This window comes from Pseudomonas sp. WS 5071 (assembly GCF_012985765.1).
Classification (GTDB): domain Bacteria; phylum Pseudomonadota; class Gammaproteobacteria; order Pseudomonadales; family Pseudomonadaceae; genus Aquipseudomonas; species Aquipseudomonas lundensis_A.
The window spans coordinates 184,564-197,017 of the sequence record NZ_JAAQWY010000006.1; the positions used below are offsets into that span (position 1 = coordinate 184,564).

General features: G+C 57.3%; 9 protein-coding genes and 1 pseudogene. 5 read left to right on the forward strand and 5 right to left on the reverse strand.

What is annotated here, in order from left to right; translation table 11 throughout:
- Positions 1–143: 143 nt before the first annotated feature.
- A complete protein-coding gene (locus HBN61_RS05880; RefSeq protein ID WP_094994960.1) occupies positions 144–629 on the reverse strand; it encodes a YajQ family cyclic di-GMP-binding protein in 486 nt (161 codons plus the stop codon).
- 115 nt (positions 630–744) lie between these two features.
- Between HBN61_RS05880 and HBN61_RS05885 the strand changes: the two genes are divergently transcribed.
- From HBN61_RS05885 to HBN61_RS05895, 3 genes are read left to right on the forward strand one after another with little or no spacing between them, the layout of a single operon-like run.
- Positions 745–1,698 (forward strand): putative 2-dehydropantoate 2-reductase, encoded by a 954-nt coding sequence (locus tag HBN61_RS05885; RefSeq protein ID WP_169965212.1) that lies wholly within the window; start codon positions 745–747, stop codon positions 1,696–1,698.
- Positions 1,699–1,742: 44 nt separating this feature from the next.
- Positions 1,743–3,755: a sensor histidine kinase gene (locus tag HBN61_RS05890; protein WP_170046331.1), complete on the forward strand. Its 2,013-nt coding sequence runs from the start codon at positions 1,743–1,745 to the stop codon at positions 3,753–3,755.
- Between the two features lie 2 nt (positions 3,756–3,757).
- On the forward strand, positions 3,758–4,339 hold the full coding sequence (locus tag HBN61_RS05895) for a cob(I)yrinic acid a,c-diamide adenosyltransferase (RefSeq protein WP_094994957.1): 582 nt from the start codon (positions 3,758–3,760) through the stop codon (positions 4,337–4,339).
- Between the two features lie 73 nt (positions 4,340–4,412).
- Here HBN61_RS05895 and HBN61_RS05900 read toward each other — a convergent pair whose 3' ends face one another.
- The 3 genes from HBN61_RS05900 to secA form a co-directional block, all read right to left on the reverse strand.
- Positions 4,413–5,357 (reverse strand): Nudix family hydrolase, encoded by a 945-nt coding sequence (locus HBN61_RS05900; RefSeq protein WP_170046332.1) that lies wholly within the window; start codon positions 5,355–5,357, stop codon positions 4,413–4,415.
- Positions 5,358–5,501: 144 nt separating this feature from the next.
- Positions 5,502–6,719, reverse strand: a complete 1,218-nt coding sequence (gene argJ / locus HBN61_RS05905; RefSeq protein ID WP_170046333.1) for a bifunctional glutamate N-acetyltransferase/amino-acid acetyltransferase ArgJ — start codon at positions 6,717–6,719, stop codon at positions 5,502–5,504.
- Between the two features lie 117 nt (positions 6,720–6,836).
- Positions 6,837–9,590 carry a preprotein translocase subunit SecA gene (gene secA, locus HBN61_RS05910; protein WP_094994954.1) on the reverse strand — a complete coding sequence of 918 codons (2,754 nt, stop codon included), beginning with the start codon at positions 9,588–9,590 and terminating at the stop codon, positions 6,837–6,839.
- Positions 9,591–9,898: 308 nt separating this feature from the next.
- Here secA and HBN61_RS05915 point away from each other — a divergent pair, with 308 nt between their 5' ends.
- On the forward strand, positions 9,899–10,363 hold the full coding sequence (locus HBN61_RS05915; RefSeq protein ID WP_094994953.1) for a DUF721 domain-containing protein: 465 nt from the start codon (positions 9,899–9,901) through the stop codon (positions 10,361–10,363).
- A gap of 8 nt (positions 10,364–10,371) precedes the next feature.
- Here the strand turns inward: HBN61_RS05915 and HBN61_RS05920 are convergent, their stop codons facing one another.
- Positions 10,372–11,850 carry a helicase HerA-like domain-containing protein gene (locus HBN61_RS05920; RefSeq protein ID WP_170046334.1) on the reverse strand — a complete coding sequence of 493 codons (1,479 nt, stop codon included), beginning with the start codon at positions 11,848–11,850 and terminating at the stop codon, positions 10,372–10,374.
- 196 nt (positions 11,851–12,046) lie between these two features.
- Here HBN61_RS05920 and HBN61_RS05925 point away from each other — a divergent pair.
- Positions 12,047–12,454, forward strand: a pseudogene (locus HBN61_RS05925) (hypothetical protein); the annotation flags it as partial.

Here is a 12,454-nt window from a genome sequence, read left to right on the forward strand (position 1 = left end):
TTATATCTCCTTGTACCGATACCCGGCGACGTCATTTACTCAGCGAAACGACTGAACGCTACCCGCTCAATCGTTTCTGCAGTGCCCGAAAAACTCGGACGCCGATGATCGCCAGAGGTTCCCCCATGGCCAATGATCATTAATCAATCGCGGAAATTGTTGAACTGCAATGGCAGATCGAACGTCTTGGCGCGCAAGGCAGCAATGGCTTCTTGCAGGTCATCGCGTTTCTTGCCGGTAATGCGTACCTGCTCACCCTGAATGGCGGCCTGAACCTTGAGTTTGGCGTCTTTGACGTGAGCGACGATTTTCTTCGCCATCTCCTTGTCGATACCTTCCTTGAGCACTGCTTCTTGCTTCATCAGCTTACCCGACGCGTAAGCTTCCTTGACCTCAAGGCACTGCACATCGATCTTGCGCTTGACTAGGGCCAGCTTGAGAATTTCGATCATTGCTTCCAGTTGGAAGTCAGCTTCGGCAGTCAGGTTGACCGTCAGGTCTTTTTCCTTGAACTCAAAAGAGCCTTTGCCTTTTAAGTCGTAACGGCGGTCCAGCTCTTTGACAGCGTTCTCGACTGCGTTGGTGACTTCGTGCTTGTCCAGTTCGGATACCACGTCGAACGACGGCATGTGTTTTCTCCAATAATAAAGGGCGCGCTCAACACAGATGGAGCACGCCTGACCTGACAGTTAAAATGCGCGGGCATTATAACGGTTCTTCGACTTCATTCACGGGCGAGCACTCATGTCTGCACAAACCGATAGCGGCACCTCACGGTTGGCTTCAACGCCTTGGCACATTCTGGGGGCTGGCAGTATGGGTTCGTTATGGGCCACCCGCCTGGCACGGGCAGGGTATGACGTACGGCTGATTTTGCGCGATGAGGCGCGATTACACGCTTACAAAACGGCGCAAGGTTTGACCCTCGTCGAAGGAAACAAAGCCACTCTGTGGCCCATTGCAGCGCAAACCCTCGACACCGCAGAACCCATCATACGCCTGCTAGTGGCGTGCAAAGCGTATGACGCAGAGCATGCCGTCGCTCGTATCGCTCACCGTTTGAGCCCTGACGCGCAACTCATCCTGCTGCAAAACGGACTGGGTAGCCAACAAGCCGTAGCCGCTCTGGTTCCACGGGCGCGCTGCCTGTTTGCCTCCAGCACGGAGGGGGCGTTTCGTGAGGGCGACTGGCGCGTGGTCTTTGCCGGGCAGGGTCATAACTGGCTAGGTGACCCTCAACAGGGCGCCGCGCCCTCATGGCTTGACGAGCTACAACACAGCGGCATCAGTCATGAGTGGAGCCCGAACATTCTGAGTCGGTTGTGGCGCAAGTTGGCGCTCAACTGTGCAATCAACCCGTTGACCGTGCTGCATCAATGCAGAAACGGAGGACTGAAAGCACATGCGCACACAGTGGATGCGCTGTGCAGTGAACTCGGCGCCCTGCTTGAAATCTGCGCACAACCAGAGGCAGCGGCAAATTTGAGCACTGAAGTGCACCGGGTGATTGACGCCACAGCTAACAATTACGCCTCGATGTATCAGGATGTGGCACAACGCAGGCGCACAGAGATTAGCTATTTGACCGGGTATGCCTGCCAGGCGGCGCAACGCAGTGGCCTGGACACACCTCACTTACATGCTATCCACCAACAGTTGACAGCCCACCTGAAGCACCTCGGTTTGCCCTCTCACTGAACGCCGCGCTAACCTGCCCGTTCACGCACTCACTAGGGCCCATCATGTCTTTGCGCCAGCGCCTCGAAAACCTGCCGGTCGGCCAAAAGCTGCTGGCCGCCCTGCTTGTGCTGCTGGCAACCGTGCTGCTGGTGGCCAACCTGACATTCATCAGCGTGGCTTACTGGATTTCCCACGAAAGCACCGCGCCGCAAGCGTTGCAGACCTTGGGCAGTCTGGTATCCAACCCCGCGCTGATGGAGCATGCGCTGGATTCTCCTGAGAGCGCCAACGCCCTGCTTAAAGAAATTGGCACCTACGCCCCCCTCCGAGCCGGTGCTATTTATGACCCGTCTGGCCATTTATTGGCACAGTTGCAGCACGGCGATCGTCTGGCGCTACCCGAACACTTTGACCAAATTCAAGCCTGGGGCCTGACTGAGCTGCGCAGCCATCACACTTCCCGGCTTCCGAAGGGCGGGCATCTGTTACTAGTGGCCAGCAGTGAACTGCCCATGGCGTTTTATACCGGCACGTTCACCGCCAGCCTCGGAATTCTGGTGTTCAGTGTCTTGCTGTGGCTGTTGATCGCGCGCCAGATCAAGCGCCTGATCACACAACCCATCTATCAGCTCGAAGAGCTGTCACGCCAGGTCACGCGCGAGGAGAACTATTCGCTACGGGCCAAACCGGGCAATAACGATGAAATCGGCAGCCTCGCTGAAGCGTTCAATACCATGCTCTCGCGTATCGAAGCGCGTGAGCAGGAGCTCAAACGCGCCCGAGATGAAGCACAGGCAGCCTACGATCAAGCCCAGGCGCTGGCAGAAGAAACCCGCCATACCAATCGCAAGCTCGAACTTGAAGTGCAGGTAAGAAGCAAAATCGAGAAAAAACTCACCGGCTTTCAGATTTATCTCAACAGCATTATCGATTCCATGCCCTCCGCCCTGATCGCACTGGACGAACAGCTCTACGTCACGCAATGGAATCAGGAAGCCAGCGCCCTCTCCGGCACGCCGCTGGATGAGGCCCTGAATCAACCGGTTTATCTGGCATTTGAACCTCTGAAACCTTTCTTGACGCAAATCAAAGACACCATCGCCCACCATCGCGTCGTCAAAATAGAGCGCGTGACCTGGCCTCAAGGTGATGAGCCCAAACATTACGCACTGACTTTCTATCCATTGATGGGGGGTGGCGGACGCGGCGCCGTGATCCGCATCGACGACATCACCCAGCGGCTCTCCATGGAAGACATGATGGTTCAGTCAGAGAAGATGCTCTCTGTGGGCGGTCTCGCGGCGGGGATGGCGCATGAGATCAATAATCCATTGGGGGCCATTTTGCATAATGTGCAAAACATCCGGCGGCGCCTGTCCAACGACCTGCCCAAGAATAGTGAGCAAGCCGCGCTGACAGGCGTTGACCTTGATGCGATAAACCGTTATTTGCAGGCCCGAGAAATCCCTAAGCTACTGGATGGCATTCAACAGGCGGGGGCCCGCGCAGCCAAAATCGTGACCCACATGCTCAGTTTCAGTCGCCGCAGTAATCGCCAAATGAGCCCTTGCGACCTGTCGGCGCTGATCGATCAGGCGGTCGACATCGCAAGCAATGACTTCGACCTCGCCATCGGTTTCGACTTCAAAGGCCAGGCCATCATTCGTCAGTTTGACCCTCACCTCGGGCCCGTACCCTGCATCCCCAACGAGCTGGAACAGGTGCTGCTGAACTTGTTGAAAAACGCCGCCCAGGCGATTCATCAGCGCCAAGGCAACACCGAACCCGGGCGCATCGTCCTGCGCACGAAACTGAATCCACCCTGGGCTGAGATCCAGGTGGAAGACAACGGCGCAGGCATGCCTGAAAACGTGCGCAAACGTATTTTTGAGCCTTTCTTCACCACCAAGGAAGTTGGCCAAGGCACGGGGCTCGGTCTTTCCGTGTCCTACTTCATCATTACCAATAACCACAAAGGGCAAATGGAAGTGCACTCAACCCCGGGTCAAGGCACGTGCTTCACGCTGCGTCTGCCATTGATGCCCGTCCACGAAACTACCAAGTCGGAACTGTAACCATGGGCTTTCGCTTATCAAAGATTTACACCCGCACCGGCGACAAGGGCGAAACAGGCCTGGGCGATGGCCGGCGCGTGTCCAAAGATCATCCTCGGGTCGAGGCGATTGGAGAAGTGGACGCGCTTAACAGCCAACTGGGGCTCTTGCTCGCCGGGTTACACGAGCAAAGCGTCCGGACGCCGGGCCTGGACGAACTGATCGAGGTGCTGACGCCATGCCAACACCGACTGTTTGACTTGGGAGGCGAGCTGGCCATGCCGGCTTATCAGGCGTTAAACCTGAGCGAAGTCGAACGGCTTGAAGCGGCGATTGATCGCTGGAACGAGGAGCTGGGACCACTGGAAAACTTCATTTTGCCAGCAGGCTCTACCCTGATCGCCCAAGCGCATGTGTGTCGCTGCCTCGCGCGCAGTGCCGAGCGTCGCTGCCAACATCTCAATGCAGTCGAGCCGCTCAACGGCCCTGGACTGGCCTATATCAACAGGTTGTCAGACCTGCTGTTTGTGACGGCACGCTTGATTGCCAAGCGCCAAGGGGTTGCAGAAGTCTTGTGGCAGGCCGCAGATAAACCCGCTGATTGAGGCGCAAGCGCTCGTCAGTGCGCTTGCACGGGAGAACACAGATTACATTTCGGGCACACGCTGTGACGTCAGGTCATGCGTGGGGCCAGAACGCGCGAATGCCCGATACACCTTGCGCGCCGACGTCCCACGCCTGCTGACGATCATCAGGCCCCAACCCACCCAGCAGAAACACCGGCTTGTTAAAACCAGCAATCAGGTGCTGCGCCTGCTCCCAACCCAAAGGCTCCATATCTGGATGAGTCTCTGTGGGCAAGACGGGTGACAGCGTCACGAAGTCAACGTCCATCTGTTCTGCCAACGCCAATTCCTCAGCGTTATGACACGACGCCGCCAACCAGCGATCTTTAGGAAACGGCCGGCCTTTGGCGGCGTATTTACGTAGTTGCGCCGCCGTCAAATGCCAACCGGCCGACGGAAAATCACCCAGCCACTCCAGCGGCCCTTTGAGCATCAGCTGCGCCTTGCCTGCGCACAGCCCCGTGGCGTCTACCGCCAAATCCCGGTACTTAGGGTCATAGCCTTTGGGCGCGCGCAAGGAAACCAGTTTGATACCGCCCGCGATGGCTTTCTGTAAGCCCCGTAGCAACTCTGGCCCTTCAAAACCGTCAGGCGTGATGAGGTACTGATCAGGCAAACGCGCCGCTGCCACAATCGGTCTATTGGCTTCAGGAAATGCGTAACTCGCCAGATCCCGCTGGCTGACCCACGCCAAAGGCTGGCCTTCCACGCCGCAAGGCTCACCGGTAAACGCCGAGACTTCCCACACATCCAGCAACACGTGCTTGTCGGGATAATCGTGCTTCACGGTGATCAATGGACGAGCCGAGGTCACGTCGATCCCAAGCTCTTCTTTCAGCTCACGGCTCAAGGCCGCGCTGACAGACTCTCCGGCTTCAACCTTGCCGCCGGGAAATTCCCAAAGACCGCCTTGATGCTGTGTATCAGCACGACGAGCAATCAGAATTCTGCCGTCAGTGCCTCGAATGACGGCCGCAGCCACATGAACTCGTTTCACCCTTGAACTTCCTCTAATCCCGCCTGTTGCCAGGCTTTGAACGTGGACTACCGAATCAGCAGCCGCTCACGTGCGCTGGTAAGTCGTTAGCGCGCCCATCAAGCCAAACAAGCTTGCCTGACTGGCACGCGATGTCGAGACGACTTAGGTCCGGTACTCGGCGTTGATTTTGACGTACTCGTGGGACAGGTCGGTGGTCCAGATGGTTTCGCTGCATGCACCGCGGCCCAACTCGATGCGGATGGTGATTTCTTCGCGCGCCATCACTGCCGAACCTTGCTCTTCGGTGTAGGTCGCCGCACGGGCACCGCCACTGACGATACACACTTCGCCGAGAAACACGTCGATCTTGCTGACATCCAACTCCGGTACACCGGCACGGCCCACGGCTGCCAGGATCCGGCCCCAGTTGGGATCGGACGCGAACAGTGCGGTTTTGATCAGGGGCGAATGGGCCACGGTATAACCGACGTCCAGGCATTCCTGGTGATTGGCGCCGCCATTGACTTCAACGGTCACGAACTTGGTCGCACCTTCGCCATCGCGCACGATGGCCTGCGCCACCTCCATGCACACGTCCAGCACCGCCTGTTTCAGCGCGTCGAACAAAGGGCCGCGGGCTTCGGTGATTTCAGGCAGATTGGCCTTGCCCGTGGCAATCAACATGCAGCAATCGTTGGTGGACGTATCGCCATCGATGGTGATGCGGTTGAACGATTTGTTGGCGCCGTCGAGCAACAGATCTTGCAGTACCTGGCGCGACACCTTGGCGTCCGTCGCGATGTAACCGAGCATGGTGGCCATGTTCGGGCGAATCATGCCCGCGCCCTTGCTGATCCCGGTAACGGTAACGGTCACGCCTTCATGCTGAAACTGACGACTCGCCCCTTTGGGCAAGGTGTCGGTTGTCATGATGCCGATGGCCGCCTCTGCCCAGTGATCCTCAGCCAGATCGTCCAGCGCCGCGTGCAGCGCGCCTTCGATTTTTTCGACCGGCAATGGTTCGCCAATCACACCGGTGGAATACGGCAGCACAGCGCTGGCGTCCACACCGGTCAATTCGGCCAGTTTCGCACAGGTGCGGGTAGCCGCTGCCAGGCCTGGTGCCCCGGTGCCTGCGTTGGCATTGCCGGTGTTGGTGAGCAAATATCGCACAGGACCTTGCACGCGCTGTTTGGCCAGAATGACCGGGGCCGCGCAAAACGCATTCAGGGTGAAGACGCCCGCCACGCTGGAGCCTTCGGCACAGCGCATCACTACCACATCCTTACGCCCGGGACGCTTGATACCGGCTGAAGCAATCCCCAGCTCAAAACCCGCAACCGGGTGCAAAGTGGGCAAAGGACCAAGACCAACTGCCATGATGCGCTCCTCAATAAGCTGTCTGCGCCGCCCTTAAATGGCGGGAATTCAATGGTAAAACGCCGCGACGGCTAATGCCGGTCGCGGCGCAGGTGTTTCAGCAGATGAAACGGGTTATCAGTTGATTTGCCCGTGACAGTGCTTGAATTTTTTGCCCGAACCGCAGTAGCACAGCTCGTTGCGGCCGAGCTTCTGTTCGTTACGAACAGGGTCGGTAGCAGGCGTGACGTCTGAGACCTCTACGCCTTCCAGCTCTTCGGTCAAGGCCTGCGGCTGATCCAGACCCGGCGCCTCTGCATGCTGGAACTGCATGCGCGACGCCAGCTCTTCAGCTTCCTGACGCAGACGTGCCTCTTCTTCGATTGGGTCTTCGCGACGCACTTGAACATGCGACAGCACGCGGATCGAATCGCGCTTGATCGAATCAAGCAGCTCGGAGAACAGGTTGAAAGACTCGCGCTTGTATTCCTGCTTCGGGTTCTTTTGCGCATAACCGCGCAAGTGAATGCCGTGACGCAGGTGATCCATGGTCGACAGGTGGTCTTTCCACAGGTCATCCAGTACGCGCAATACAATCTGCTTCTCGAACGTGCGCAGCGCTTCAGCACCCGCCTGCTCTTCTTTCTCGTTGTACGCCGCAATCAGCTCAGCCAGCAGCTTCTCGCGCAGGGTTTCTTCGTACAGGTGATCGTCTTCGTCGAGCCATTGCTGGATTGGCAACTTCACGCCGAAGCCGCTTTCGATGGCGGACTCCAAACCTGCAACGTCCCACTGCTCCGGCAGCGACTGTGGAGGGATGTGTGCGCTGATCGTGCTGTCGAGGACATCTTTGCGGAAGTCAGCGATGGTTTCGCCAATGTTGTCGGCGGCCAGCAACGTGTTACGCATGTGATAAATCACTTTACGCTGTTCGTTGTTGACGTCGTCGAACTCCAGCAATTGCTTACGGATATCGAAGTTGCGACCTTCAACCTTACGCTGGGCCTTTTCGATAGCGTTGGTCACCATGCGGTGCTCGATCGCTTCGCCGGACTGCATGCCCAGGGCCTTCATGAAATTCTTCACCCGGTCAGAGGCGAAGATGCGCATGAGGCTGTCTTCGAGCGACAGGTAGAAACGGCTGGAACCCGAGTCACCCTGACGGCCGGCACGACCGCGCAGCTGGTTGTCGATACGGCGCGATTCGTGACGCTCGGAAGCAATTACGTGCAGGCCGCCCGACTCCAGGACTTGCTGGTGACGTTTCTGCCAATCGGCCTTGATCTGGGCAATCTGCTCAGGAGTAGGGTTCTCGAGAGACGCCACTTCCACTTCCCAGTTACCGCCCAGCAGGATGTCCGTACCACGGCCTGCCATATTGGTGGCGATGGTCAGCGCGCCCGGGCGACCGGCCTGTGCAATGATTTCAGCTTCTTTTTCGTGGAACTTGGCGTTCAGAACTTTGTGCTCAATGCCTTCCTGTTTCAACAGGTTGGACATGTGCTCGGACGTTTCGATGGTCGCGGTGCCCACCAGTACCGGACGGCCTTTGGCCATGCAGTCCTTGATGTCGGCCACAATGGCTGCGTACTTCTCGTCGGCCGTCAGGAACACCAGGTCGTTATAGTCTTTACGTGCCAGCGGCTTGTTCGGCGGGATAACCATCACCGACAGACCGTAGATCTGGTGGAACTCGAACGCTTCAGTGTCAGCCGTACCGGTCATGCCGGACAGCTTGTTGTACAGACGGAAGTAGTTCTGGAAGGTGGTCGAAGCCAGCGTCTGGCTCTCTGCCTGGATGTTCAGGCCCTCTTTCGCTTCGATAGCCTGGTGCAGGCCTTCGGACAAACGACGACCCGGCATGGTACGACCGGTGTGTTCGTCAACCAGCAGCACCTGACCGTCTTCAACAATGTATTCAACGTTGCGGTGGAACAGTTTGTGAGCGCGTAGTGCAGCGTATACGTGGGTCAGCAGGCCCAGGTTGTGCGCCGAGTACAGGCTTTCACCTTCAGCGAGCAAACCGATCTGGGTGAGCATCTCTTCAACAAACTGGTGACCGGCTTCGTTCAGCTCGACCTGACGAGTCTTCTCGTCGATGGTGAAGTGACCCGGCTTGGTTACTTCGCCCTCTACTTCTTCGATGTGCTGTTCGAGACGCGGAATGAGCTTGTTGATTTCGGTGTACAGTTTGGAGCTGTCTTCAGCCTGACCGGAAATGATCAGCGGCGTACGGGCTTCGTCGATCAGGATCGAGTCGACTTCGTCGATTACAGCGAAGTTAAGCTCACGCTGGAATTTTTCTTCCATGCTGAAAGCCATGTTATCGCGCAGGTAATCGAAGCCAAATTCGTTGTTGGTGCCGTAGGTGATGTCAGCGGCGTAGGCTTCACGCTTTTCCTGTGGTGGCTGGAACGGCGTAACCACGCCGACCGTCAGGCCCAGAAACTCATAAAGCGGACGCATCCAGTTGGCATCCCGGCGCGCCAGGTAATCGTTCACCGTCACAACGTGCACGCCCTTGCCGGACAACGCGTTGAGGTAAACGCCCAGGGTCGCTACCAAGGTCTTACCTTCACCGGTACGCATTTCTGCGATCATGCCTTCGTGCAAGGTCATGCCACCGATCAGTTGGACGTCAAAGTGGCGCATGCCCATGACGCGCTTGCCTGCTTCACGGCAGACCGCGAAAGCTTCAGGCAGGAGTTGATCGAGGGTCTCACCTTTTGCTATGCGGGCCTTGAACTCTTCGGTCTTGGCACGCAATTGCTCGTCGGTCAGAGCAACCATCTGCTCTTCGAGGGCATTGATGACCTGAACCTTCTTGAGCATGCGTTTAACTTCGCGCTCGTTCTTGCTTCCAAAAAGTTTCTTTAACAAAGGCGCAAACATATCGGCAGGATCTTCCACACATAGGGATGGAGGGCGGCCCCGAGAGTCGCCCGAGCAGCCCTGATGGCCGCATGCGAGCGAGCATTCTACCCGGAAACGGCGGTGAGGAAAGTGGCGTTATTCCACGATACTGGTACAGCGTTGTGACGGGGCTTCATTAAAATAAGGGCTTTTTGCTGAACTTCAACCCATAAAAGCAAGAAGTTACTCATTGATTTTGCAGCCAAAGTCTTCAGTTAGCGGATCAAGCGCAGCCACACGGCCGGTTTCTGCTAAGATTGCGCCTCAGTTTTCTCAGGTGTTTGAACATGGCATTTCGCCCACATCCAGCACGGGCACCCTCTGTCCTGCTGCGCGAGGCTAAGCCGTTAAAAGCCATCTTCGGCCACGCCAAGCGCTTGGCCCACCTGCAACGCTTGCTTGAAAGCCAGCTCCAGCCCGCCGCCCGCGAACACTGCCATGTGGCGTCGTGGCGTGAAGGCAGCCTGCTACTGATTGTCACGGATGGCCACTGGGCGACGCGGTTACGCTACCAGCAAAAACGCCTGCAACGTCAATTGCAGGCGTTTGATGAATTTGCCAGTCTGACCCGCATTTTATTTAAAGTGCAGCCGCCTACCGTATTGGCCAAAGTGGCTGGCCACACCCTGGACTTGTCACAAGACGCCGCCCAGACCATCCAGGCGACTGCTGACGGAATTACCGACCCCGCACTGCGAGCCGCCCTTGAACGGCTCGCCAGTCATGGCAAACCAAAATCCGGTCCGGCGTAGCCGCTGCTTTATTTACGCTTGCTGCCACCCAGTAATGACCCGAGCAATCCCCGAACCAACTGGCGCCCCATTTGATTGACGGCCTGACGCGCCATCGACTGCAATGCCTTGCCTGTCGACGTCCCGAGGAACTCCCCAGCCTGATCCAGAAAACCGGGTTCTTTGGGCTCGGCCGGGGCTTGCCCCGCAGAGACACCGCCTTTGCGCGCCATGAGCACCTCGTAAGCAGACTCTCGATCTATCGGCTTGTCGTACCGCCCCTGCAGGGGTGAGGTGGCAATCAGCCTGGCGCGTTCCGCGTCACTCAAAGGACCGATGCGCGACTGAGGTGGCGCAATCAGCACCCGCTGCACCATCGCCGGCGTGCCCTTATCCTCCAACATGCCGACCAAAGCCTCGCCGGTGCCCAGCTCCGTTAGCACCGCGAGCGCATCGAACGCCGGGTTGGGTCGGAACCCGTCGGCCACGGCCCTGAGGGACTTCTGCTCTTTGGCCGTGAACGCGCGTAATCCATGCTGAATGCGCAGCCCCAATTGCGCCAACACGGTGTCAGGCAAGTCCGCTGGCGATTGCGTGACAAAGTACACGCCCACACCTTTGGAGCGAATCAAGCGCACCACTTGCTCCAGTCGATCCTGAAGCGCTTTCGGTGTATCGGCAAACAGCAGATGCGCCTCGTCAAAGAAAAGCGCCAATAAAGGCTTGTCCGAATCACCGCGCTCGGGCAACTGCTCAAACAATTCGGCCAGCAGCCACAACAAAAAGGTCGCGTAGACCTTGGGCGCTTCATGCACCAACCGGCTCGCATCGAGCAAATGAATGCGCCCGCGTCCGTCACTGTCCGGCTGCAAAATGTCTTCCAACTGCAACGCAGGCTCACCAAACAGCGCCTCAGCGCCCTGCTGCTCCAGGGTCGCCAGTCGTCGCAGTAGCGCCTGGCTGGAACCGGTGGTCATTAGCGCCGCGTCGTCGCCCAGCACTTCGGGATGATCCCGCAGATGATTGAGCAACGCTTTGAGGTCTTTGAGATCCAGCAGCAACAGGCCTTCGCGATCCGCCACTTTGAACGCCGCATACAGCGCTGATTGTTGGCTGTCCGTCAGCTCCAGCAGACTGCCTAGCAAAAGCGGCCCCATTTCACTCAGGGTTGTGCGTAATGGATGCCCAGTCTTGCCCTGAATATCCCACAGCGTCACTGGATAAGCCGTGGGCTGGAAATTAAGCCACGGCATGCCCGCGATCCGCTCTGCAATTTTGCCCTGAGGATTGCCGGCGGCCCCCAGACCACACAAATCGCCTTTGATGTCGGCGGCAAACACTGCCACGCCCGCATCACTGAACTGCTCTGCCAGGCGTTGCAACGTGACGGTTTTACCTGTCCCCGTAGCGCCCGCAATCAAGCCGTGACGATTGGCCAGACGCAATGACTGGGCGACGGGCTGACCCGAAAGGTCGGCACCGAGAACTAAAGCTGAGGAATCAGGCATTTTTCCACCTTAAATTAATCTTTCGCGGTAACACGTCGATACAACGTTAATGCTAGACCAGAAAAATCCGAATTTAATGTCGGAAAGAGCGCAAATAAATGTAGGAATCGCTCAGGTTCTGTCAGTGGTTTCTATGTTGGGCGCATTTCATGTCAGCAGGCATCACACTTTTAGACCTTAGCGGACCCTTCAAGCCATGAACAAAAATCTGCGTTTCAGTCATAAAATCCTGCTTGCCGCGTCCCTGATCGTAATAGCCGCTTTTTCGCTATTTACGCTGTACAACGACTACCTGCAGCGCACTGCCATTCGCGACGATCTGGACAGCTATCTGCGTGAGATGGGTAGCACAACGGCCAACAATATTCAGACATGGCTCGGCGGGCGCATCTTGCTCACTGAAAACCTGGGCGAGACCATCGCTCTTAATCCCGCGCCTGACTATGTAGCCCAGTTGCTGGAGCAAAAAGCCCTTAGGGATGCTCCGATCAACTTGTCGTGCAGCCGCGGCAAGTTGCAATTTTCCAGGCACCTACAGCGTCATTGGACGAAAAGTGACCGAAAAATCATGTACGGAGAGCTTTTTCGACCGGTTCTCCGTGTT